General features: G+C 26.2%; 24 protein-coding genes and 1 pseudogene. 21 read left to right on the top strand and 4 right to left on the bottom strand.

Features of this window, described 5'->3' with window-relative positions:
- Positions 1-4 precede the first annotated feature (4 nt).
- Positions 5-979, bottom strand: a complete 975-nt coding sequence (priS, locus tag Q0984_RS03205) for a DNA primase catalytic subunit PriS (protein WP_299523472.1) — start codon at positions 977-979, stop codon at positions 5-7.
- Between the two features lie 100 nt (positions 980-1,079).
- Here priS and Q0984_RS03210 point away from each other — a divergent pair, with 100 nt between their 5' ends.
- Positions 1,080-1,598: a hypothetical protein gene (locus Q0984_RS03210; protein ID WP_299523475.1), complete on the top strand. Its 519-nt coding sequence runs from the start codon at positions 1,080-1,082 to the stop codon at positions 1,596-1,598.
- Here the strand turns inward: Q0984_RS03210 and priL are convergent.
- Complete coding sequence (gene priL / locus Q0984_RS03215) at positions 1,595-2,920, bottom strand: DNA primase large subunit PriL (RefSeq protein WP_299523478.1); 1,326 nt, start codon at positions 2,918-2,920, stop codon at positions 1,595-1,597. The genes Q0984_RS03210 and priL overlap by 4 nt on opposite strands.
- Positions 2,921-3,049: 129 nt before the next feature.
- Between priL and Q0984_RS03220 the strand changes: the two genes are divergently transcribed.
- The 7 genes from Q0984_RS03220 to Q0984_RS03250 all read left to right on the top strand — a co-directional run bounded on the left by Q0984_RS03220 (position 3,050) and on the right by Q0984_RS03250 (position 11,407).
- Positions 3,050-4,666 (top strand): exonuclease SbcC, encoded by a 1,617-nt coding sequence (locus Q0984_RS03220; RefSeq protein WP_299523481.1) that lies wholly within the window; start codon positions 3,050-3,052, stop codon positions 4,664-4,666.
- Between the two features lie 191 nt (positions 4,667-4,857).
- A complete protein-coding gene (gene metG, locus Q0984_RS03225) occupies positions 4,858-6,840 on the top strand; it encodes a methionine--tRNA ligase (RefSeq protein ID WP_299523484.1) in 1,983 nt (660 codons plus the stop codon).
- 27 nt (positions 6,841-6,867) lie between these two features.
- Positions 6,868-8,445, top strand: a complete 1,578-nt coding sequence (locus Q0984_RS03230) for a DUF530 domain-containing protein (protein ID WP_299523487.1) — start codon at positions 6,868-6,870, stop codon at positions 8,443-8,445.
- A 5-nt stretch (positions 8,446-8,450) separates the two neighbouring features.
- On the top strand, positions 8,451-8,921 hold the full coding sequence (locus Q0984_RS03235; RefSeq protein ID WP_299523490.1) for a hypothetical protein: 471 nt from the start codon (positions 8,451-8,453) through the stop codon (positions 8,919-8,921).
- A 150-nt stretch (positions 8,922-9,071) separates the two neighbouring features.
- Positions 9,072-9,656 (top strand): tetratricopeptide repeat protein, encoded by a 585-nt coding sequence (locus Q0984_RS03240; protein WP_299523493.1) that lies wholly within the window; start codon positions 9,072-9,074, stop codon positions 9,654-9,656.
- Positions 9,657-9,710: 54 nt separating this feature from the next.
- A complete protein-coding gene (locus tag Q0984_RS03245) occupies positions 9,711-10,727 on the top strand; it encodes a glycosyltransferase 4 family protein (protein WP_299523496.1) in 1,017 nt (338 codons plus the stop codon).
- Positions 10,728-10,732: 5 nt separating this feature from the next.
- Positions 10,733-11,407 carry a 2,5-diamino-6-(ribosylamino)-4(3H)-pyrimidinone 5'-phosphate reductase gene (locus Q0984_RS03250; RefSeq protein WP_299523498.1) on the top strand — a complete coding sequence of 225 codons (675 nt, stop codon included), beginning with the start codon at positions 10,733-10,735 and terminating at the stop codon, positions 11,405-11,407.
- Here the strand turns inward: Q0984_RS03250 and Q0984_RS03255 are convergent.
- Together Q0984_RS03255 and Q0984_RS03260 are read right to left on the bottom strand one after the other, a co-directional pair.
- Positions 11,404-11,871: pseudogene (locus Q0984_RS03255) on the bottom strand (DUF2115 family protein). The gene Q0984_RS03250 and the pseudogene Q0984_RS03255 sit on opposite strands and share 4 nt — an antisense overlap.
- Positions 11,868-12,533, bottom strand: coding sequence for a histidinol phosphate phosphatase domain-containing protein (locus Q0984_RS03260; RefSeq protein ID WP_299523500.1), 666 nt, complete (start codon positions 12,531-12,533; stop codon positions 11,868-11,870). Before Q0984_RS03260 ends, Q0984_RS03255 begins: the two are co-directional and overlap by 4 nt.
- A 163-nt stretch (positions 12,534-12,696) precedes the next feature.
- Here Q0984_RS03260 and Q0984_RS03265 point away from each other — a divergent pair, with 163 nt between their 5' ends.
- From Q0984_RS03265 to Q0984_RS03325, 13 genes are all read left to right on the top strand, one after another.
- The gene (locus tag Q0984_RS03265) at positions 12,697-13,203 is read left to right on the top strand and encodes a flavodoxin (RefSeq protein WP_299523503.1); all 507 of its coding nucleotides are present in this window, start codon (positions 12,697-12,699) and stop codon (positions 13,201-13,203) included.
- 118 nt (positions 13,204-13,321) lie between these two features.
- The gene (locus Q0984_RS03270; protein WP_299523506.1) at positions 13,322-14,011 is read left to right on the top strand and encodes a carboxymuconolactone decarboxylase family protein; all 690 of its coding nucleotides are present in this window, start codon (positions 13,322-13,324) and stop codon (positions 14,009-14,011) included.
- A 1-nt stretch (position 14,012) separates the two neighbouring features.
- Positions 14,013-14,957: an alpha/beta hydrolase gene (locus tag Q0984_RS03275; protein WP_299523509.1), complete on the top strand. Its 945-nt coding sequence runs from the start codon at positions 14,013-14,015 to the stop codon at positions 14,955-14,957.
- A gap of 1 nt (position 14,958) precedes the next feature.
- Positions 14,959-15,387: a cupin domain-containing protein gene (locus Q0984_RS03280; RefSeq protein ID WP_299523512.1), complete on the top strand. Its 429-nt coding sequence runs from the start codon at positions 14,959-14,961 to the stop codon at positions 15,385-15,387.
- Positions 15,388-15,663: 276 nt separating this feature from the next.
- Positions 15,664-16,518: a pantoate kinase gene (locus Q0984_RS03285; RefSeq protein WP_299523515.1), complete on the top strand. Its 855-nt coding sequence runs from the start codon at positions 15,664-15,666 to the stop codon at positions 16,516-16,518.
- Complete coding sequence (locus Q0984_RS03290; protein ID WP_299523518.1) at positions 16,505-17,044, top strand: class I SAM-dependent methyltransferase; 540 nt, start codon at positions 16,505-16,507, stop codon at positions 17,042-17,044. Before Q0984_RS03285 ends, Q0984_RS03290 begins: the two co-directional genes overlap by 14 nt.
- A 36-nt stretch (positions 17,045-17,080) precedes the next feature.
- Entirely contained in the window at positions 17,081-20,065 is a 2,985-nt protein-coding gene (locus tag Q0984_RS03295) for an ATP-dependent DNA helicase (protein WP_299523521.1), read from the top strand.
- A 193-nt stretch (positions 20,066-20,258) separates the two neighbouring features.
- The gene (locus Q0984_RS03300; RefSeq protein WP_299523524.1) at positions 20,259-21,053 is read left to right on the top strand and encodes a 2-amino-3,7-dideoxy-D-threo-hept-6-ulosonate synthase; all 795 of its coding nucleotides are present in this window, start codon (positions 20,259-20,261) and stop codon (positions 21,051-21,053) included.
- A 9-nt stretch (positions 21,054-21,062) separates the two neighbouring features.
- A complete protein-coding gene (locus Q0984_RS03305) occupies positions 21,063-22,193 on the top strand; it encodes a 3-dehydroquinate synthase II (RefSeq protein WP_299523527.1) in 1,131 nt (376 codons plus the stop codon).
- A gap of 10 nt (positions 22,194-22,203) precedes the next feature.
- Positions 22,204-22,761, top strand: a complete 558-nt coding sequence (thpR, locus tag Q0984_RS03310; RefSeq protein WP_299523530.1) for an RNA 2',3'-cyclic phosphodiesterase — start codon at positions 22,204-22,206, stop codon at positions 22,759-22,761.
- Positions 22,762-22,765: 4 nt separating this feature from the next.
- Positions 22,766-24,136, top strand: coding sequence for a CCA tRNA nucleotidyltransferase (gene cca, locus Q0984_RS03315; RefSeq protein WP_299523533.1), 1,371 nt, complete (start codon positions 22,766-22,768; stop codon positions 24,134-24,136).
- A gap of 505 nt (positions 24,137-24,641) precedes the next feature.
- A complete protein-coding gene (locus Q0984_RS03320; RefSeq protein ID WP_299523536.1) occupies positions 24,642-25,541 on the top strand; it encodes a hypothetical protein in 900 nt (299 codons plus the stop codon).
- A complete protein-coding gene (locus Q0984_RS03325) occupies positions 25,531-26,004 on the top strand; it encodes an Ig-like domain-containing protein (protein WP_299523539.1) in 474 nt (157 codons plus the stop codon). The genes Q0984_RS03320 and Q0984_RS03325 overlap by 11 nt, the downstream gene beginning before the upstream one ends.
- The last annotated feature ends 45 nt before the right edge of the window (positions 26,005-26,049 follow it).

The raw sequence follows: 26,049 nt of genomic DNA on the forward strand, positions 1-26,049 counted from the left end.
TTACTTAATCTCCTCTTTCTTCAACAAATTTAGGGACTGCTTCTTGTAAAGGATCAAATGTTTCTCTATTTTTAACTTCCATACATTTCATACTTACTTTTGAGTGGAGTGATGATGGAAGTCTTAATATTCTTTTTAAATCAATTGATACTTTAGCATCAATAGTAGATAAATTGACTCTAGCCATAGCTTCTGTTAAATTTTTATATCGTCTAGGACCAATATCTCTTTTGAAATACCCCCAGTTATCAGTATCTAAATGATATCTATATTTTATTATATCTTTCATTAATTTAGAATTAATTCCATCTAATTCTTCATTACCTACTAAATGTTGAATATTATATTTTAATTTATTAGTAAAAATCTTAGAATATCCGATAGGAATACTAAAATGTTCAAAATTAAAGCTTTTATTTGATATATCGGGATTAAAAAAGTTAGATTTAGGAACTTCTGCACCTGCAACATATTTTAAAACTTCTGATCTTAATTCACTTCCAGAAGTCATCATTTCTTCATCAAGAATTCTAATATGATATCCCCTTCCAGAATAAACTAAATGGACATTGTTTAAACTTAAATCATCTTGTAGAGTATCAATTAATGAATTAACAATTTCTAAAGCTTGTTCTAAACAAACTTCACAAACACCATCACATTGACAAGTTCTAATTGGAATATCTTTAGCATCAACATCAAAAATATATTCTGCTTTTTGCCAATCTTCTCTTCTTCGTGGATTATTATAAAAGGCTACAGAAATATAAGCTGCAAAAGGAGCTTTATATCTTAAAAATTTTTTTAAAGAATCTCTTCCTCTAAATACTTTGTACCTATCATTTGGTCCTTTTCCATTATGGTCAAAACCAAATTCTCGTTTCTTCAAATCTTTGAGAATAAAGTCAGGTAAATCTTTAGTGGACCATTCCTCACGGTAATACTGCCTTCTTTCTTTAAGTGTAGCTTTAGAAAACATAATAATCAGATATATTATGATTATTATTTCAAAGTATTTAATAATAATTGTAATGTGTAAATGCACAGTATTATATAATAAATTTAACTATAATCATATTATGAATGATGAAATAAGAGAAGTAATTGGTGTTGAACATTTAAAAACAATTTTATCTACTTTAACTCCTGAAGATATTGTCAAACATGCTTATAATGAATGGTATCCTTGTCAAAGAACTGGGCACACGATTTTAAACCTTGAAAATGGGAAAATATATGGTTTGGGTATTGAATTAAATCAATTACCTCTTGTTGACACAGTTTATATTGAATTGTATTCTATTAACTGGGAAGATGATCCAATAGGGCCTGAAGAATTATTTTCTACTATGGAATATGAAAAATACTTGGAATTTAAAGCTGATGAACCTTCGGAGTATACTCCAGATATTGTTTCTGAATTTTGTCAAAAAAATAATATTGATGAAGATAATCGTAAAATTGGTATTTTGGCTTATAAATTTGAAAAAAATGAACAAGATAATTATAATCAATGGGAATCAAAAATATTAAATAAATATTATGATGTTACTCTTGAAGGTTATAATCCCTTTAAACAGATGGATAATGATTTTTAATCTTTTTTATTATCTATTTGGTATTTTTTACGCCCATAGCATGATAATGGATTGTTAATTCCTTTACATGAGTTATCTGGTTTACATAGTTGTGGTAAATGGATTTTAATTTTCTCACAACTCATTGGAGTGTACCATTTTGTTTCTCCTTCATGATTAATATCAACTTCACTATGCATACCAAATCCTAACTTTGATATAATATTGATTTTTTCTTGTGGCTGATCATCAAATAATGGTGGAGAACAGTTATCTGCAGCTTCATAAATTAATGGTAAAATTTCATTTTCAGTTATTGATAAATCAGGATCCATGTCAGATACTTTAACATTTTCATCACTTGCAAAAATCCTAGGATATAATCTAGCATATGATGCAAATGAAGTTAATAATAATACAATAGCATCATTACGCCCACCGGAAGAAACTCCTTCAACAGTATTCTTAATACATGGTGGGAATGCTTCTCTTAGTAATTTTCCTGCTTTGACAGTACCATAAATTCCTCCACTACCTGCATAGAAAGTATTGCATTTACTAATTTCTTCAGGAATAAATTCTTTTAATTCTTCTCCAATTTCACTAATTGCTGGATGAATTTCTATTCTAGAAGACATTTCCTTGATTCTTTTGATGTATTCTTCTGTTTTTTGCATAATAAGTCTGGAAAGAATTAATTCTTTTATATTATTTCCAACTAAAATATTATACATTCTATCAGGATTTCTATCTGTAAATTCTTCAGAATATTTTTCTAAAAATTCATCTTCTTCTAAAATTATATTTCCATGATTAATTAATAAATCAGTTAGGGATAATCTTTTAGAAGCTATTACTTCTTTTAAGGCTTTCCATTGGATTGTTCCATCAGTTTTAATATCTCTTAAGATATCATCAATGATTTCACTTCTGCTTCCGGGAGGAATTTTAGCTAGCCTTTCTTCTATTAATTTCCCTTGTGATTCAATAAAAAGTCTAGTTTCTCTTGAAGTTACATTAAATTGAATAGCTATTGCTTGACATAGAATATGAAATGTTACAACATCCTGCTTATATAAATTACTATTTAATAAGTATTCAAATTCACTTTGAGTGTAATTTTTGTTATTTTTTTTTTCAATTGCCCATTGTATTCTTTTCATAGCTAAATCTTTGTATGATTTAGGAATTAATGAATCATCTGATATTTTTTGATTTGTAGTGTGTATTACTTCATTTACAAGTGTTTCATCTTCATCAAAAAGTTTATTTAAATCTCCATATTCTTTAACTATTTGTCTTCCTTCAGTGGACAATGGATTAATAAATGAAACTTCAACCATATTTATTTATATTTTATTTTATATTTTAAAAAATTAACTTATTTTTAAAGTCACTATTGTTATTTAAATAGAAAATTGTTAATAATAAGGTTTATTAAAATAATTATTATATTTTGGGGGTAGTAATAAATGGTATGTCGAGGAAATATAACATTTCACTCATTTGAATGTGATTATAATGAAATTTATGAAGCTTATGATGTTGATGGTGATATTAAAAATGATATTCAAATTTTAACTGATTATTATACTTATTCTGGTTATTATACATTTTTAAATAGCTATTTTTGGAAAAATTTATTTGAGTGTATTTATTGGGAAGATATAATGGGTACTGAATTTTCAAAAATTGATTTTAAAAATCTTCCTTCTAGACTTTATGAGGATAGAATTCCATTCTCATATAATATAAAAGATATTCAGGAAAGAATTGATATTTTTTCTCAGATAATAACCGTTCAATCAAATCTTAATGAACATGCTTTGTTTAATATGGTAAATGTAAAAGAATTAAGTTTATTTGAAGATTTCATGAAAGTCTTTTTTAATAAACAAAATAAGAAAGTTAGAAAATCTTTTCTGCATTCTCATGGTTTTAAATATCTTGAGGAATATTATGATGAAGAAAGACGCTATGATTATTTCAGTATGTTCAAGAGATATTTTGGTGATAAATTTTCTAAATTCATTGATAATGAACTGAAAGAATATGGAATTAATGAAAAATTTTCTACAATGAATGTAGTAAACTCAATTTTTTCTAAATTTTCTAAAAATCAATTATTGTCAATTATTAATAGATTGAATTTAAATAAAGAAAGTTTTAATTCTTTTAATCCATTTTTAGCTTTTAATGGTCAGGACATGATTTTTGTTTTCATGTGGGATGAGTTTAAAAAACAATTTGATGATTTGGAAGTATTGTGGATTGATTTTTTATTGAATTTAGGTTTTAATGTTGAAATATTTGCTTTTAATAAATCAAATAATATATTATCTAGATTTGTAAATAAATTTAAAGAAAATAAAATTAAATTAGAATTATTTAATCTGGATGAAAAGGGACGAGAAAACTTTAAATTAGAAGAATCAGTTAAATTAATGATTAATGATTTCAGACAATTGGAGAATGAAATAAATAATTTAAATAATGAAAATATTGTAATTAAGCTTGATGGAGAGGAAGTAATTTTTGATGATATTTATGATGTATTTTCATGCACTTCAAAAAAAGAAAATAACGGTTTATCAAGGGATTACTGTTGCCGATATGGGGATTCAAATCCTAGTAAATTTCCATGTAAGTATGTTGAGGAATATTTCAGTTCAATTTTTAATGTAACTGATGGATTTGGTCAAATTACTGATAAAGGAATATGGAAATTCAATAAAAATAAAGTTAGGGACAAACTTAAAGATTTATCCAAAACAATGAAAATATGCCCATTTTTTGAATATATGTCAAATAAAAAAGCTTTAACTAAATATCTTAAAAACATCAATCCTAAAACCATGAATCAATGGTGTTTTGTAGATGAAAAGGGTCATTCATGGTATTTTTTAAGGAAAGTATGGTTTAATGATGAAGCTGATTTGGATTTTCCAGGATTTTCTAAAATGGTGGGTGTTAAAAAAACAGATAACAATCTTAAATATAAAGCTGTAGCTATTTTAGATGATAAGCTTAAAAAACAGAAAAAAAGCATGAAAAAGCAGGATGTTAAACAGACACAGCTTGATTTTTAATTTTTAAAATTTTTATAAAAATAATATTGTACTAATATATAATGATTTAAATACATTCTTATTTAATTAAGTTATCTATTTTATTTGTTTGTAAATATTCTAGAACTTTTATAAATTGACTTCATATATATTAATTTTATATTGTATGAATTACATATTTATTTATGCTTAAAAAAGTAGGAGAAAGATTAATGTCTAAAATTTTTATTTCATGTGCACTTCCTTATGCAAATGGACCCTGTCATTTAGGTCATATTCGTTCTACTTATTTGCCTGCTGATATTTATGCAAGGTATAATCGTATGATTGATAATGATGTTTTATTAGTTTGTGCTACTGATGAACACGGTACTCCAATTGCTGTTAAAGCTGATAAAGAAAACAAAAAACCAATTGAAATTGCTAAGAGATATCATGATATGATTGTTCGTGATGTAGAATCAATGAATATATCTTTGGATAATTTTACAAGGACTACGGATAAATTACATTATGAAATTGCTCAGAATTTCTTTTTAGAATTATATAATAAGGGATTAATTTATAAAAAAGATATTCAACAATTATATTGTGAAACTTGTAATAAATTTTTGCCTGATCGTTATGTAGAAGGTATTTGTCCGGTTTGTGGTGCTGAAGCAAGAGGTGACCATTGTGAAAAATGTGGAAGAGCTTTAGAACCTACTGAACTTGATGAACCTAAATGTTTAACTTGTGGTTCAACTCCTATTATTAAAGATACTTATCAATACTTCTTTAAATTAAGTGAGTTTGAAAATGATTTAAAAGATTATATTAATAATAATGATAATCTTCCAGCTAATGTTAAAAATTATGCTAAAAATTGGCTTAAAGAAGGTTTAAATGATTGGGTTTTAACAAGAGATATGGATTGGGGAATTCCAATACCTCTTGATGAAGCTGAAGGTAAAGTACTTTATGTCTGGGTGGAAGCATTCTTAGGTTATATCTCATCAGCTGCACAATGGTCAAGGGAAACTGGCATTAAATGGGAAGATTATTGGAATGACACTGCAATTCATTTTATTGGTAAAGATATTATTTATCATCATTCAATTTTTTGGCCAGGACTTCTTAAAGCATATGGATGTAAATTACCTGATAAAATATATGCTGGTGAATTTTTATCATTAGAAGGTGAAAAAATGTCTACTAGTAAAAATTGGGTTGTTTGGATATCTGATTTTGTGGATAAATTTGACCCAGATTTACTTAGATATTACTTAACTATAAATGCACCTTTAAACAAAGATACAGATTTCTCTTGGGATGATTTCCAAAGAAGAAATAATGATGAATTAGCAGATGTTATTGGTAACTTTTTACATAGGACATTTACATTTACTCATAAATTCTTTAATGGTAATGTACCAGAATATAAAAATCCATCTAATGAAGATGAAGAGTTTAAAGAAGTTATTGAAAAGCTTCCTGATACAGTAGGTAATAATATTTCTGGTTTTGAATTTAGAGATGGTTTACTTGAAATTTATAAAGTGGCTAAGATAGGTAATAAATATTTCAATGATCAAGAACCATGGAAAGCTGTAAAAGAAGATATGCAAAAAGCAGCTAACTGTTTGTATTTATCAAATCAATTAGCTAAAACATTAGCTTATGTACTTAAACCATATATTCCAAGTAAAGCTGATGAAATAGCTAGAATTATTAATTTATCAACTCCTGATGAATGGAAAGATGCGAAAGTTCCATTACCTGAAGGACATGAAATTAATAAAGCTAAACCGTTATTTACAAAAATCGATGATGATGTAATTAACAAAGAAAAAGAAGAGTTACAAAAAAATTTAAAAGAAAATGAGGATGAAAATATGAGTGATTTAATTAGTATTGATGATTTTGACAAAGTAGTTATTAAAATTGGACAAGTAAAAGAAGCAGAAAAAATAGAAAAATCTGATAAATTATTAAAATTACAAGTAGATATTGGTGATGAAGTAAGGCAAATTGTAGCGGGTCTTGCTAAACAGTATTCTCCTGAAGAGTTAATTGACAGAAAAGTAGCTGTTGTTGTAAACTTACAACCTGCTAAATTATTTGGAACATTATCTGAAGGAATGATTCTTGCAACTGGGGAAAGTGCAGCGTTATTATCTCCAGATGAATGTGAAGTCGGTGAAAGAATACAATAGATTTTATAAAGTAAATTAGTGATTTTAATGGAAGAATCTGCTCTAGTTGCAAAGGCTGAAAAATATCTTAAAATAATTTCAAATGATGTTATTAATTTAGATGATATTGAGGTATTTGAAAATTTTAAGGGATTATATTATAAACTAGATGACAGATTAAATACTTTACAAGATTTAAAAGAAAATATGGATGCACAAGGATATACCACTCCTTTTACATCCTTAAATAGATATGGTACAAAAGCAATAGCTGAAGTCACTCTTGAAGAAATGAGTGAAAACAGTAGACATAATCAAATGTTTAGAATGAAAGCTAATGCTAAAAAAAATGTATTAGATAGAGTTAAATCAGCTATTGATGCTCATAAGATAGCAATTGGTCATTTAGAACAATGTGGTTATCTTAAATGTGATTCATGTTATAAAAAATACACTCTTAGTGAATTTAGAGCTAATTGTGAAAAATGTAGTTGTGGTCATGAGAATCTTTCTTTTAAAATCAATAGGGATGCAACTTATAGATTAGAAATTATTCCTTATTTGCCTTTATCTGGTAATTATTTGGTTTTAATGAGTGAATTATCTGGATATGGTAGAAATTCATTTAAAAAAGTATTAAATATTCTTAAACAAGAAAGAAAAGGGCTTGTTAAAACTATTTCTTTAGTTATTCGTTTTAAAGATGATAATGGTCGTTGGATTCGTAAAAATGTAACTTTAGATTCTGAATTTATTAATAATTATGAAGAAGAAGTTAGAAATAGATATGGTAAAGACGTTAGGATTGAAGTTTTAAGATTCCATAGAACCAAACCAGCTATTATTGATGATAAATATGTTAGAAATGCATTAGCTATTAGTTATGTTAAATATAGTGAAGAAATTATTTCCAGTATTAAAGATGAAATCTTAAAAAGAAAATTATCTGATTTTAAAAGAATCAATAAATATCATTCTATAATATATAAATATGAAAATGAAAAACCTGATTTCATTGAAGAATATGATATTGGAGAGTTAGATGCATGGAGACAGTCTAAAATTCAAGAAGAATTTGAAAAACTACAGTATATTGATAAATTTGGTAATTATAATCGTTCTTTAAAAAGAGACTTAAAAATAATGGAAAATATTGAAAAAACCATATTTGAAAATTTAGCTCCTACCTTAATGATGTGGGATATTTTTAGATATTATTTAACTACTTCTTATAATAATCGTAAACTTATTAATGGTCCATTTCCATATATTAGGACAGAACTTGATCGTCAACAACGTAAAGTATTCCAAACTACATTTAGGAAAGTTATTAATGCTTTAAATAATTATACTGATTTAAAAATAATTTCAATATCTGATATGGATCTTATTTTATATGAAAAATTCAAGTTTGAAAAGCAATCTAAAAACTCAAATATATTATTTAACTATCCTGCTTTAGGGGCTGGTTTAATACATGAACATGGAAATATTGAAATTGAGTCTATTGGGAATGTATTAAATATTAATGAATCTAAAATTAAAAAAGAACTTAAAAATATTGAACATATCAGAAAACCAAAAAGTGCAAAATCTAAAAAATTCCTGGATTTAATTAAAAAGTGAGATTTATGGATGAAGAGGTTACTTCAATTCACATAACTAAGGGTCTAACTTCAGCAACAATTTTGGATTTAATTGAAGAATATCCTAATTTAGAAGAAATTACTTGTTGTCCTAGTATTTTCAATAGAGTATCTAAGGATTATATTGATGCATTAAATCAGTTGGATATTACTGTTTCTAAAAGATATAATTGGGGAGCTAAACCAAAATATTCTACTCAAGAACATGAAGTATTAAATTTGGCTAAAGAGGGTAAAAAAGCAAAACAAATAGCTGAATTATTAGATATTCCTCAAAATAGGGTTTATTATTTGCTTAGAAAGAATAGTGAAGGAATTAAATTTAATAATTATCCTAAGAAACACAATCATGATGAAATCAAATCATTGAAGGAGGAAGGTTTGAAACCAAAAGAAATTTCTTTAAAACTAGATGTGCCTCTTAGATCTGTTTATTATGTTTTAAATAAAAAATAATTATTTGTCTCTTTTTTTGAAAATTTATTGATTATATTCTCTTAAATTTACCCATGACTGTTTTTAATTTTATTGTTGAGTTATCTTTTTATATATCTTTATACTTAAATAATAACAATATTAATACAATTTTATAATGTAATGATTAGTATGAATTTTTGTTATGAATGTGGGTGTAAATTAGGGAGATATGAAAAATCATGCCCCAATTGTGGAACTATTTTTGAAAGAGTTATTAATATTTCAAAAAATATAACTGATGAAAATTATTCTGAAAAGTTGGAATTTTTAATTAATAGGGCTGAAATAGCTTATTCTAATAAAAATTATGGTGTTGCAATAAAATATTTTAATCAATTTTTAGAAATAAATCCTTTTAGTTCTAAAGTATTAGCAAAAGTAGGTTTTATTTATGCAGCTAATCTTAATAATTTTGATAAAGCATTTTATTATATTAACAAAGCTTTAGAATATAATTCTAAGAACTATCGGGCTTGGTTCACAAAGGGGGATTTGTTTGTTAATCTAGGAAATTTTCAGGATGCAATTAAATGTTTTGACCATGTATTGATTTTATGTAATAATCATGAAACTGCTTGGTTTTTAAAAGGATTATCATTAATTAATTTAAATAGGCTTACTGAAGCCAATTATTGTTTAAATAGGACATTAGATATTAATCCTAATTTTAAAGAAGCAAAAATATGTCTGGATAATTTAAGTCTTATGTTATAATTATCATAAAATTATTATTCTATAAGGGATAAAAATATCTTTTAAGTGATTATTATGATGTTATTCCCACAACTTCCGTTGTATGCAATAGCAATAATTTGTGGTATTTTATCTTTTTTAGTAACAAGATTATCAATGCCTAGAATTATTAGAAAATTAGAAAAGGCAGATATTGTAGGTAAGGATTTACATAAATCCTGGAAGCCCATTGTAGCTGAAATGGGTGGATTTGGTATTCTATTTGGATTTATAATAGGTATTTTTTCTGGAATATGTATGCATGATATTCTTACATTTCCGTTATGTGTTGTTTTAATAGTAATTCTTCTTGTAGGAATTATAGGTATTGCAGATGATTTACTTGTGCTTTCTTCAAAAGAAAAATTATTTCTGTTATTTTTAGCAGGTATTCCTTTAATATGGGCAGCACCTCCAAATGTTGGAATTGTATATTTGATTTGTATTCCAATAGCTATTTCAATTGGATCCAATTTAACTAATATGTTAGCTGGTTTAAATGGAATAGAATCTGGGCTTGGGATAATTGCACTTACTTCTTTAACAATATCTTGTATTATTTTAGGAAAATATGATGTTACAATTATTAGTATGAGTATGCTTGGGGCTTTAATAGCTTTCTTATACTTTAATAAGTATCCTGCAAAAATTTTCCCTGGAGATACTGGAACTTTAATTATTGGTGCTACAATTGTTTCAATAGCTTTTATTGGTCGTGTAAAATTAATTGCTTTAATTGTGCTTTTACCGAATATTATTGATGCAGCTCTTAAATTTTACAGTGCTGGAGTTATGGAAAGACAACAGTTTAAGCCAACTCAATTAGATGAAGATGGAAATTTGGTAAGACCTGAAGTTGGATTTAAATCTTTAATTAGACTTGTACTACGAAAACCAATTCCAGAAAAACAAGCAGTTAAAATAATTTGGAGTATTGGAATTATATGTGGATTAATTGGGATAATTACTGCAATATTAATGCCGGGAGTACTTCAAAATCAAACATTGGCTAATTTTATGCAAATTAAAGAATTTTTCTATTATTTAGGATGATTTAGATGAAGCCTTATGTGATATTAAATGCAGCTATGACATTAGATGGAAAAATAGCTACTAAAACTGGAAGTTCTAATATTTCAGGCGAGAAAGATTTAAAAAGAGTTCATGAACTTAGAAAGGAAGTTGATGGGATAATGGTTGGAATTAATACTGTTATTGCAGATAATCCTAGATTAACTGTTCATAAAATTAATGCAAATCCTGAAGATAATCCAGTCCGTATTGTGGTAGATAGTAAATGCAGAACTCCAATAGCTTCCAGAATAACTAATAATGATGCAAAGACAATAATTGCTGGTGCAAATAGCTATAAATATGATTTTATAGTTGGTGATAGATATGCTAATTTTACTAAACTTGGTGTTGATTTCTTTTTCAGCGGAAATAAACAAGTTGATTTAAACTCTTTAATGGATTATCTTTATAAACAGGACATTAAAACTTTAATGCTTGAAGGAGGTTCAACTTTAAACTTTTCTATGATTAAGGAAGGTTTAATTGATGAAATAAGGATATGTGTAGCTCCTTTTGTTGTAGGTGGTAGAGAGTCACACACTTTGTTTGATGGTGAAGGATTTGATACTATGGATGAAGGTGTAAGATTAGAGCTTTTTGATTCATTTAAATTAGATGATGATTTAATTTTGCAATATAAAGTTTTAAAAAAAATTTAAAATGAAAATGCAAATGGTGGATTTTTGCAAACACAATATTTACAAAGTGATCGATTATCTTTTATGAATTTAATTCTTCCTTTACAGTAGTAACAATTATTCTTAAAGTAAACTTCATCTTCTTTAGGATTATTTCCATAAGGATGTAATGGTTTTTTAGCAATTAATGCTAAATAAAGGGAAATGTATTTTGTAAATTCTTTCGTTTCAATATCACTTGGAGCATATTTGTCAAAATAAAAATTTATATCTCATTTTATTTTTTGAATAACTCCATCATTTATTTTAAAATCTTCAACAAGTTCTTTTTCATAAATCTCATCATAAACACTTGAGTTATATTTGGCTAATGATTTAGTAAGTGGATCTTGGTATCTTACATCTGTTATTTTATTTTTAAGATACTCTATGGGATAATCTTTAAGATTTTCTCTTATTTCTTTAAGTAATCTTGATGCTTTCATAGAATCCCTTTAGATTTAAGTAATTCGCGAGGATTATCAACAATAGCTCTCATTGCTTCTTTTTTATTTAATCCAGCACCTAAAGCTATTTCATAAGATTTTTCAAATGTAATTAAGTTATCTGGTGAGTGTGTATCTGTATTTACAAGTAATTTGTTACCTATTTCATTAGCTATCTTTGCTACATGACCATTTCCAAGACAATGTCCACTTCGTGCACTTATTTCTAAATAAATATCATTTTCTTTTGCAATTTGGGCTTCTTCATATGTAATTAAACCTGGATGACCTAGAATATCCACATATTCGCTGTTTACTGCAGCATAATTTGTTCCTTCAATTACAGGTTCATTTAATGTTTCTCCATGAACAACAACAATTTGAGCTCCATACTCTTTTGCTTTTTTTGCTACATTATTAATGGATTCAGTTGGCACGTGTGTTACTTCAGCACCTAAAATAACTTTAATATTCCAATTGGCATTAATGTCATCAATTGCTTTTTGTATTTGTGGTATTTGTTCAACATTAGAATAATCAACATGGTCAGTAATAGCTATAACTTCATGATTTAATTTAACTGCTCTTCTAGCTAATTCTGAGGGTAATAATTCTCCGTCACTAAATAAACTATGCATATGTAAATCTATTCTTTTATTCAAAGTTTTTCTCCCCAATATTAATTTTATAGTATTGATTTTATTAGATATGATAAATAAAGGTTACTTAAATATATTTTTTCTGTATTTTTTAAGTATTATTAATATTGGTGTAAAATATAATAGCTACTTTTCATAGAGATGTAATATAATGGGGAATATTATCATGTCTAAAGATTTAATTTTGTATTTTTCTCGTGCTGGTGAAAATTATTATTGTGGGGATTTAAAGACTGTTGAAAAAGGAAATACTGAAGTTATTGTTGATTATATTAAAGAAATAACTGATGCTGATGTTTTTAAAGTTGAACCTGAAATTCCTTATCCTGAAGATTACAGTGAATGCACTGAAATAGTTAAAAAAGAAAATGATCCAAGAAAATTAAAAGAAACACTTGTGGACATTAGTAACTATGAGGAAATTTATATTGGATTTCCTAATTGGTGGGGAACATTACCTAATGTTCTTGCATTACAGTTAGAAAATTTAGATTTTAAAGATAAAATTGTAAAACCATTTGTTACTCATGAAGGTTCTGGATTTGGTAAATCTAAAAAAGATTTAAAAAAACTTTGTAAAGGTGCTGATATTAGAAAAGGATTGGAGATTAAAGGAAGTGATGTTTTAAATTCAAGAGATAAGGTCAGAAATTGGATTAATAATGATTCATGATTTTATCTTAAAAATATTTTTATTGTTGTATTTCGCAACATTTATATATTCTTTTTTCCATAATACTTCATTGTTGTAATTAGCAACAGCTGTTATTGAATTAATGAATGTGGATATTATGAAAAATTTTGACCCAGATTTTACAGAAATTTATGATAATTTTTTTACTAATGAAGTGTTGGAAAATTCTGCGTTGCCAAAAAGAAGTAGAATACTTATTTCATTAGCTAGTTTAATTACAAATCATTCTATAAATCAATATAAAGAAATAGCTAATAAGGTATTAAAATCTGAAATTACTCCTATTGAACTTAAGGAAGTGCTTTACCAAACTGTTCCATATATTGGTTTAGGTAAGGCATATGATTTTTTTAATGTAACAAATGATGTTTTGATTGATAATGATATAGATTTACCTTTAGAAAGTCAAAAAACAACTAATTTTGAAAATAGGATTGAAAAGGGTAGAGAAATTCAAGACAGGTTTTTTGGAAAAGAAAATATGGATGAAATGAGAAACAATGCTTTAGAAGATCAAAAACATTTTAATACATTTCTTGAAGGTTATTGCTTTGGGGATTTTTATACTCGCAAGTCTTTAAATGATCAAGATAGGGAATTAATTACGTTTTCAATAATTGCTTCTTTAGGAGGATGTGAAAATCAATTAAGAGGGCATGTTGGAGGAAATCTTGCTGTTGGAAATAATAAAGAAATTCTTATAAGTGCTCTTACAATTTTAATGCCTTATATTGGGTTTCCAAGAACATTAAATGCTTTAAATATAATCAATGAGGTATGTGATTAAAATGTCTAAAGGATATATTAAAAAATTAAGTGAGAATGTTGAAAGACAGCACGTAAGGTTTAATAATAGATATGGAATTGCAATCGCAGGAGATTTATATTATTCTAAAAATATTGATAAACTTAAAAAATACCCTGCAATAATTGTTGGAGCTCCTTATGGTGGAGTAAAAGAACAAGGACCTTGTGTATATGCAGATGAATTAGCTAAAAGAGATTTTATTGTATTAACTTTTGATCAGGTATATATGGGTGAATCTGCAGGAGAACCTCGTCATATTTCTGATCCGTCTTTATTTAGTGAAAGTTTCAGTGCATGTGTTGATTTTTTAGGTGTTAAAGTTAATTTTGTAGATAAAAATAAAATAGGAGTTATTGGAATCTGTGGATCTGGAGGATTTGCATTATCTGCAGCACAAATGGATACAAGGATTAAGGCTGTAGCTACTGCAAGTATGTATGATATGACCTTTGCTTCCAGAATGGGTCAAAGTCCAGAAGAAATTTTTGAAACTAAAAAGAATATTTCTAAACAAAGATGGATTGATTTTGAAAATAATTCACCAGAATATATTCCTATGTTTGGGGAAGAACCACTAAATGAGGTTCCAGATGATATTCCAGAACCTGATGCAGAATGGTTAAGATTTTATGCATTAAAAAGAGGTCATCACTCAAATGCAACAGGAGGATTCACTACAACAAGTAATCTATCTATGATGAACTATAATTTATTAGATTATATTGGTGAAATTTCTCCAAGACCAATTTTGTTTATTGTAGGAGATAGAGCACATTCTAGAATATTCAGTGAACATGCATATGAAAATGCTTTAGAACCTAAAGAATTTTATGAAGTAAAAGATGCAGAACACATTGATTTATATGATAAGATAGAAAGAATTCCTTTTGATAAATTAGAAGAATTTTTTAAGGAGATGAATTAAAATGGATAAAGAAGAATTTGATAAAGAAAATATTTTTGGATTAGGTGAATCTAATGATGCATTTGCTAAATATTTCATTGGACAATCTTATTTAAATCCATTGGTTGACGTAGATGATTCAAATGTATTTTTAGCTAATGTTACATTTGAACCGGGTTGTAGAAATAATTGGCATGTTCATCATGCTACAAATGGTGGAGGCCAAATATTAATTTGTACTGCAGGTTTTGGTTGGTATCAAGAGGAGGGATGCAATCCTCAAAGTTTAAAACCTGGAGATGTAGTTAATATAAAACCTGAAATTAAACATTGGCATGGAGCTAAAAAAGATTCATGGTTCAGCCACATAGCTATTGAAGTTCCAGGTGAAAATACTTCAAATGAATGGTTAGAAGAAGTATCTGATGAATATTATGACAATTTAGAATAATAATTTTTTTATATTTTTTATATTTTAAATTTTTAAAATCTTATTTTTGATTATAAAAGTTAACTTGTTTAATGAAAAAATTGATTTTTATATGTAAAAAAGCTTTTAAAATAATTTATATTATAATTAATAAATAAATTCATAAAATAATTTTGCTGTTTTAAAAGTAAAAAACAGTTATTCAAACATATTTTTTATTAGGGTTTTTTATGGAAATATTATAAATTTATTAAATGGTGATGAGATTTAAATAATATTAAATAGTAATTCTATACTATGGAAGTTTCAGTTTTTGTTCCAGGTCACATTACTGGTTTTTTTAATATTAAAAATAATGCAAATCATTTAAAAAATGGATCATGTGGTGTTGGTTTTTTAGTAAATAAAGGAGTTTTAACAAAGATTTCTACTTGCGATACTTTTGAAATTGAAGTTAATCAGGGAGATTTCACAGTTATTAATGAAGTTTTAGATATTTTAAATATTAAAAAACCACTCAAAATCACTCAAGACATCCAACTTCCAATTGGAGCAGGATTTGGAACATCAGCATCATCTGCATTAGGTTTAGCTATTGGATTAAATGAATTTTTAAATTTAGGGTATAGTTTAGAAGAATGTGGTCAAATAGCTCATAATGTAGAAATTAATCTTGGTTCTGGTTTGGGGGATGTAATAGCTCAGACAGGTAAGGGGATTGTTTTACGAACAAAAGAAGGTGCTCCGGGAATTGGTGAAATAAAGTCTTTTCCAAATGAAAAAATAGTTGTAGCTACTAAGACATTTGGTGAAATTGATACTGCTTCTATTATTCAAGATGAAGAATATAAAAAAATAATTTCAAATGTTGGTTTAGAATTAAAAGAGAAATTTATGAGGGATTCATCAATTAAGAATTTTTTAGATTTTTCTTTTGAATTTTCAAAAAAAACAAATTTAATGTCTGATGAAGTAAGTAAACTTGTTGATTATTTTAATTCTTTAGATGATATTTTAGGTTCTTCAATGGCTATGCTTGGAAATACAGTATTCGCATTTGCATATAATGAGGATGTTTTCAAAAATTTAAATATTGAAAACTTAAATATATATGAATTAGATAATATTGGTATAAAATATGATAAAAATTAGCTATGATATAAAAGAATATAGGAAAGAACTATTTAACATACTTAATAATGGAAATAATATAATAGAACTTGGATGTCATGTAGGGAAAACTACAAAGCTAATTTTAGATAAATTTGATGATATTAATATAATATCTATAGACAATAGTCCAGAAGCTATTGCCAAAATGGAAAAATTAACTAATAATTATTCAAATTTAACATTTATATCGGGTGATGTAAGACGTCATGAAATTCTTTTAGAAGTTTTTAAGTTAATTCAAGATTGTGATATTCTATCTGTTGATTTGGGAGGAGGATATCATCCAGACACTGTTTTTAAAGTATTTTATATTTGGTCATCAACATTTAAACCAAATCATTCAATAATTAGAAATAAAGGTTTAGTTGATTTTTGTAATTCAGCTATTGTAAGTTGTAATGATTTTAAATCACAAAATGGTCATTTGGAATCTTATATTGATGAAGGAATTCCTCCTCAAATTAAGGAGTTTGAATTATGGACTCCATCTTTAAGGGAAAAATAGCTAATTATAAATAATTTATTAACAAGATTATTAGTTATGTTAAATGAAAATCAACGAAAAGTAGTAGAATATGTTGGAGATAAGCCATTACTTGTAGAGGCAGGACCTGGATCAGGTAAAACAAAAGTTATTATTGAAAGAATTAAATTTCTGATTAATGAGTTAAAAATTAATCCAGATAGTCTGCTTGTTATTACATTTACAAAAAAAGCAGCAAATGAACTTAAAGAAAGATTATCCAAAGATATTTCAAAAAATATAATTAATCAAATGCATATTTCTACTATTCATTCTTTTTGTTTTGATTTTCTTAAAAATAGAGGAACTGTAACTAACTTATTTGATGATGATTCTGGTGAAAAAAAGAGACTATTTATTCAAAAATATAAATATGAGCTAGGCTTTAAAAATGAATTTTATCTGGCTGATTATCAGATACCCTCAGTTATAGATAAATTTGATGAATATACTACTTTTCAAGTTGATATTAAATTGTTAATCAAATATATTGCTGAAACAAGACCAATTAACCGGGAATATATTGATTTTGTTAATTCTTTTAAGTTTTTTCCACTAAGAAAAGTAAAAGATAATGAAGAATTTAAAAAATCTTGGTATAATGCTAGATATTTGCAAACAGCAAGAGCATATCCTAAATACTTAAACTTACTTGACAAGTACAATGCTGTTGATTATAGTACAGTTCAAATAAAAGCTCTTGAAAGTTTAAGAGAAAATCCAATAACACAATTTAAAAATATTTTAATAGATGAATTTCAAGACACAGATTCCATTCAAGCAGAATTATTTAAAGTTTTACTTCAAAATACAGATTCTTTCACTGCTGTAGGTGATGTTGATCAAAGTATTTATTCTTTTAGAGGTTCTTTTAAGGATTATTTTGAAGAATTTTATAATATTTATGATGCTAAGTTAATTAGTTTAAATTATAATTACAGGTCAACAAATAACATTATTCAAGCTAGTGAAGCATTTATTAAACCTCAAAGAAAGCAATATTCTAAAAAACATCTTTTAGGGGTTAGAAATGAAGATAATAATTCCTATATTTTAGAAAGTAGTAGTTATGAAGAAGAAGCAATTAAAATATTTAATTTAATTAAAGATTTAAAGGAAACTGGAAAAATTAAACAATATGATGATGTAGCTATTTTGTATCGTTCTATTAGTTCAAATAAAAATATTCCTATTTTAATTGAAGAATTTAAAAGAAATAACATTCCTTATTCTATTTCTGGAACTGATGATTTAATAGAAAGTGATGAAGTTAAATCTGTGTTAACTTTATTTTATTATATTACTCGTAAAATTGATCATTCATATGGGATGTCTAGATTAGAAAGAGAATGGATGAATTTTAGAGCTTTTTGTGGCTATGATTTCAAGCCTAAGTTTTTGAATTTATCTAATGATACTAAAGAATATTTGGCTGAATTACAAGACAATTATGAAGAAACTATTTTAGAAAAAGAAAAAGAAATTTATGAAAAATTCACAGGTAAAAAAAGTAGAATTAAGAAATTAAACGGTGTTTTTAATAGAGATGAAGATATATTAATTGAAATTTTTAAAAATATCAATAAACCTGTTGTTGATTTAAATTTAATTAAAAATAAACGGGATAAAGAATTTTTCGATAAATTAGAAAATTTAAGAGAAAATATTTTCAAGGAAGATGATGAGAATAAATTAACAATTTTAGAGGTCTATTATGAATTATTAGATTTATGTGGTTATTTGGATGAATCAATTATTGATGATGATTGTCATGATTTTGAACTTGAAAATTTAGCTAAAATTTCAAGAATTATATTTAATTATGAATCAATAATATCTAATAGTGATGTTAGGGGATTATTTTTCTTTTTAACTAATATTATTGAAAATTACGGTGCTTATAATAATAAAACGGATGGAGTTCAATTTATGACTGTTCATAAGTCTAAAGGTTTAGAATTTCCAGTAACAATTGTTTCATCATTAAATAAAGATAAATTTCCATTATCTCCAAAAGATTCTGAACGTAAAAAAGATAATATTAATATGAAGGATACATTTTATACTCCTAATAAATTTCTTGAATATAAAGATTACACAGAACATAATGAAATAAAATTAAGTTTGGCTGAAGAAAATAGGGTTATTTATGTTGCTATGACTCGTGCTCAAGATGTTTTGGTGTTGTCTGTTGTTGATGAAATGCCAGAGGATATTAAAAGAATATCTTCTTATTTTGATAATTATTTGGATTTAAATAGTGTTTCTATAAGTAGTATAGGTTCTAAAGTAGAAAAAAATAAACTTAAACTAAGTTATTCTAGTTTTGCGGATTATAATAATTGTCCGTTTAGGTATAATCTATTAAATAAATTACAGTTTAAACTTTCACAAAAATATGTTACAAAAAGTGGTTCAATTATTCATGAAGCATTAGATAATATAAATCAGGAAATTAAACATAATGGTAAAATATCTGAGGAAAATATCTGTAAAATAGCTAGTAAAGTTTACTATTTACATGGTGGTAGAGATGAAGAATTTGATGAATATATTGATTCAATAGTAGATTATTATAATGAATTTGGATTTAAAATAACTGTTGTTGATTCGGAAGTTCCATTTTCAATTGATAAAGAGGATTACTGTTTTGATGGAGTTATTGATTTAATTTATAAAACTAAAAATGGGAAATATGGTATTTTGGATTATAAAAATACTTATTTTAATGAATATAATAAGAAAAAATACACTCAACAATTATTAACTTATGCTTTAGCTTTAAAAAATGATTCTAAATATGAAAATATTGATATTGTTGAATCAAAAATATATGCAATTAAATCAAGAAGTCTTATTAATTTAGATATAAATGAAGTTAACTTAAATAAACAAAAAGAAGAGATTGAAAATACAGTTAATTTAATTAATAATCATAAATTTAATAAATGTAAAAGCAGTTATTGTAATATTTGCGAATTTTTAAAATATTGTAGTAAATAATCTAATTAATATTTATTGGGAATAAATATATTATGTGTATAAAAATGTGTATTTTATAAAATGAATGAATATTCGTTAAATTAGATGATAATTGTGATTTTAATAAAAATTCTTGATGATTTTTTAATTTCTTTAATATTTATATACTTTATTGAAGAAAATATTACTCATAAGTAAAAATGAGGTATTGAATATGATGATTGGTAAAAAGATTCGTTTAGAAAGAATCATTAACAGACATACCGGTAGAACTGTAATAGCTCCAATGGACCATGGAGTTTCTGATGGTCCAATGAAAGGTATTATAGATATAGACAAAACTGTTGAAAGCATTTCTCAAGGTGGAGCAGATGCAATACTTATGCATAAAGGTATTGTAGAACAAGGTCACAGGGGATATGGTAAGGATATTGGTCTTATTGTTCATTTATCTGCAAGTACTTCATTAGCACCAAATCCAAATAACAAAGTAATAGTTACTTCTGTTGAAAAAGCTATTCAATTAGGTGCAGATGCAGTATCTGTTCATGTTAACTTAGGTAGTGAAACAGAAAGTGATATGTTACAAGAATTAGGTGAAATTTCTGAAACTTGTAGTTACTGGGGAATCCCTCTTTTAGCTATGATGTACCCAAGAGGTCAAAAAGTAGAAAATGAACATGATGTAGAATTAGTTAAACATGCTGCACGTGTAGGTTCTGAACTTGGTGTTGACATTGTTAAAACTAATTATACTGGAGATCCTGATTCATTTAAAGAAGTAGTTGAAGGAGCATTAGTACCTGTTGTAATTGCTGGTGGACCAAAAGTAGATACTGATGAAGAATTATTACAGATGGTTAAAGATTCCATTGAAGTTGGTGGAGCAGGAGTTGCATTTGGACGTAACCTTTTCCAAGCTGAAAACCCAGGTAAAATAACTAAAGCTATTTCAGAAGTAGTACATAATGATTTAGAAGTAAATGAAGCTTTAAAATTCTTAAAATAAGGTGATTTTGTGGAAAATAAATTCGCTTGGATAATGACTCCTAATAAACCATGGGATGATAAAAAAGAAATGATTACAACTGCATTGGAATCAGGTATTGATTATGTTTTTGATTTGGATGACTGTGATAAAATCCAAAAATTAGGTAATGTAAATATAATCTCTAATAGTGATGATGCAGATATTTATCTTGTTGGAATTAATGGTGAAGGTGATGGATCTTTAATCCTTAGTGAAGATTTGAATCAATCACAAGATTTAAAAGAAGCAAAAAAAGCTAAAAGTGAAGGTAAAACTGTTTGTGCTTATGTAAAAATCACTGATAAAAATCATGAACAATTGGCCGTTAATTTAGGTCCAATTGTAGATTATATTATATTAGTTAGTACTGATTGGACAGTAATTCCTTTAGAAAATATTATTGCTGATTTACAAAAAGTAGATGTAGAAATAATAGCTGCTGTAGCTGATGAAGACGGTGCTAAATTAGCTATTGAAACTTTAGAACATGGTACTGATGGAGTAATATTTGAAGCTAATGATTTTAATCAAATTAAAAAAATAGCACAATTAGTTGATGAAGCTTCTAAAATAAAATATGAATTGAAAGTAGCTACTGTTACTAATGTTAAACCATTAGGTTCTGGAGATAGGGTATGTATTGATACTACAGATATGATGAAACCTGGTGAAGGTATGTTAATTGGATCTTATTCCAAATCATTATTTTTAGTACATAGTGAATCTCTTGAAAGTGAGTATGTTGCATCAAGACCATTTAGGGTGAATGCTGGTCCTGTACAAGCATATGTAATGGTTCCAGGTAATAAAACAAGATATTTATCAGAACTTGTTGCTGGAGATGAAGTTTTAATTGTTAATAATGAAGGTGAAACAAGAACTGCATATGTTGGAAGGAGTAAAATTGAAAGAAGACCTTTATTATTAATTGAAGCTGAATATGAAGGTAAAACAATAAGAACTCTTCTTCAAAATGCAGAAACAATTAGAATAGTGGATGCTAAAAACAACCCATTATCAGTAGCAGATATTAAAATAGGGGATAAAGTTAAAGTATATGTTGAATCAAATGCTAGACATTTTGGGATAGCTATTGATGAAACAATTATTGAACAATGAGGTTTTTTTAATGTCTCAAATTAGGTCATTTTTAGCTATTGATTTAGATGATGATTTTAAACCTAAAATAAATAAAATCATGAAAGAATTTAAGAAAATAGATGCAAATATTAAATATGTTGATTTAAATAATTTGCATTTTACCTTAAAATTTTTTGGAGATATTGATACAGAAGGTATTGATTTGATTTCTAAAAAAATTGAGGAGGTAATTAAAGATTTTGAACCTTTTGATATTAAAATAAATGGTTGTGGAGCGTTTCCAAATAATAATCATATAAAAGTTATTTGGCTAGGTGTTGAAAGTAATAAACTTTTAGCCCAGTTACATGATAAATTAGATGAAGAATTTGCAGCTATTGGTTTTGATAAAGATAAAAAATTCTCAACACATCTTACTATTGGTCGTATGAAATCAGCAAAGAATAAAAATCAAGTTAAAGATGTTATTGAAAAATTTGAAAATATTGAAATTGGAACTATGAATGTTTCAAATATTGCTTTAAAGAAAAGTACTTTAAAACCTTCTGGTCCAATTTATGAAAACTTAAAAACTTACAATTTGTGATTTAATGGATTATAAACAAATTTTAAATGAAATTAAACCTTCTAAAGAGGAAAGTCATGAAATTCTTAAGATTTCAAAAGAATTAATTAATTATTTAAATGAAATCTGCAGGAATGAAAATATTGATGCTGAGGCATCACTTGTAGGTTCTGTAGCTAAAAAAACCTATTTAAGTGGAAAATCAGATATTGATATTTTTATTTCATTTCCTTTAGATGTTGATGTTTCAACTCTTAAAAAAACAGGTTTATATTTGGGATATAAATGTAGTGATAAATTTTGTGGAAAACCTAGTGAACATTATGCATCTCATCCATATGTAACTAGTGAAATTTGTGGTTTTGAAGTAGATTTTGTTCCATGTTATAAAATTGAAAATGGGAGTCAATTAAAATCTGCAGTTGATAGAACAATTTTACATACAAAATATATTAAATCTCATTTAGGTGTAAATCAAAATGAAGAAGTTCTTCTTTTAAAAAGATTCATGGACATGACTGGAACATATGGATCTGAATTTAAAGTTGGTGGATTTGCAGGATATCTATGTGAATTACTTATTTTAAAATATGGTACTTTTGAAAATACATTAAAAGAAGCTTCAAATTGGAAATATGGTCAAACTATTGATTTAGAAGGTTATAATACTGCAAAATTATTCAATGATCCATTAATTGTAATTGATCCAACTGATATGAATCGTAATGTTGGTGCAGCTTTAAGATTGGATAAAATGGCTGAATTTATTCAATCTGCAAGAAATTATTTAAATAGTAATAATAAAAAAGAATATTTTTATCCAGCATCTAATAAATTCACTAAAAAAGAAATTTTAGAAGAATTTAAAAAAAGAGGCACAGATTTAATAGCTATTAAATTTAATATTCCAGATATTCCATTAGATACTCTTCATCCTCAACTTAGAAAGACCACTATGTCTCTTGTTGAAAAATTAAATGATGAAGATTTTTCTGTTTACCAATCTGATTATTGGAGTGATGAAGAAAATATAGCTATTTTACTTTTTGAAATGAGTGTTTCTAAATTAAATAATACAAAAATTCATCATGGTCCTAAGGTTTTTGTTAAAAAAGGAACTCAAAATTTCATTGAAAAACATGGGATTGAAAATTGTTATGTTTTAAATGATTTTATCGTTTCTAAAATTTCTAGAGAATTTATTACACCTTATGATTTTATTTCTTATGTTTTAACTTCAGAAAATATATCTTTAATAAAAGTAGGTAAAAATCTTTTAAATAACATGATTACTAGTTATGATTTGCTTTCATTAGATGATTTGGACTTGGATAATGAAAATTTCATAACTTTTCTAGATGATTTTTTGAATCCGAATAAATATCTATATAGATAATTTATTTTTGTTTATTTTTTTCTTATTTATCTGTTTATTTTAACCGTTTTATTCTATTTTTATAACACTAGTTAAAAGAAATAGTTATATATTTTACACGACATAAATGTTAATCGTTATGAATTTAATTCATTTCAACATAATCTTTATTTGATTTTAGATTATTTGTATAAAAAATGGGAGATGAAAAATGTCAATAGGTTAAATAAACATTTTTTGTTAGTCTTAACATTATTTTTAGTGTTTATTTTAATCCCTTCATCATTTGCATTGGATTTAAATGATATTCAAGTATTTTCAAGTAGTAATTTAAATGATGCTGTAATTACAGATAATGGTAATGTAGACAACAATATACATGTTTCAACTGATGGGATGATGATAAAGGTGACGGATCTGAATTTAATCCATATGCATCTATCTCTAAGGCTGTTGATAAATTTAATTCATTGTTAAATTCACAATAAACGGTGTAACATATGAAAGAACTACTAATGCAACTGGTATGGCTGCTTTAAATATAACTTTAATTGATGGATTATATGATATCTCTTCTGTATTTGAAGGAAATAGATACTATTTACCATCTAAAACAATAAATAATACAATTTTAGTCAAACCAGTAGATACTTTATTGACTTTAACAGCACAAAACATTTTTGTTGGTGGTGAAGAAGTTATTATTGCAAAAATTAATGCAACTGAAGGTGTTGTATTATTTACAATAAATGGTGCTACTCAATATGTGGATGTCATTGATGGTATGGCTATTTTAAGATTAAATAATTTAGCTGAAGGTACTTATACTGTTACAGCTAAATATGACAAATTCAAGGGATATTTAGAATCAGAGAATACTACTTCATTTTCCGTATTTAAAGTAGATAAATATACTTTTGATGTTAGTGCAAATGATATTAATGTAGGGGAAAATGCTGTTATTGATGTTGTTTTACCTGAAGATGCTACTAGTGATGTTGTAGCTATTGTTAATGGTGTTAATTATACTGGAAAAGCAAATAATGGTGGTGCAAAAATCATAATATCCGATTTATCAAAAGGTAATTATGAAGTTAATGTTATTTACATGGGAGATGACAAATATACTTCAACTAATATGACTACCACTTTAAATATTGATAGAACATCTGTTAATTTAACTGTAGTTGATTTGGTAAAATATTTCCATGGTTCTGATAGATTAGTAGCAATTTTATTAGATGGAAACGGAAATCCAATAGCTAATATGGATGTAACATTTGTTGTTAATGGTGTGAAATATAGATTAAATATTAATTTATTACCAGGTACTTATATTATTACTAATTATGATCTTGTAACTGGTGAGGAAAACTCTAATAATGTTACTGTCAAATCATTATTTGTAAATGATCATGATTTATAAAAATGATTCTCAATACTCTTTTACTGTTTATGGTAAAGATGGTAAACTTGCAGCTAATCAGGAAGTAACATTTAATATTAATGGTGTTTTCTATAAACGTATTAGTGATGATAATGGAATAGTTACATTAAAAATTAACTTAAACCCAGGATCATATATTATCACAGCTGAATACGAAGGTTGCAGAGTATCAAACAATATTACAGTTAAATCAACATTATTGACTCAAGATTTAACTATGAATCATAAAGATGGATCAACATTTAATGCGACAGCTTTAGATGAACAAGGAAATCCTCTTGCTGGCCAAACAATAACTTTCAATGTAAATGGAGTATTCTATAATAAAGTAACTGATGAAAATGGTATTGCTAGTTTAAACATAAATTTAAACAAAGGTGAATATATCATTACTTCCATATGGAATGATTACCAAGTGGGAAACAAAATTACTATAGTTTAGAGGTTTAATAACCTCTTATTTATTTTATTTTAAGTTAAATTTTCT

This window comes from uncultured Methanobrevibacter sp., from assembly GCF_934746965.1.
Classification (GTDB): domain Archaea; phylum Methanobacteriota; class Methanobacteria; order Methanobacteriales; family Methanobacteriaceae; genus Methanocatella.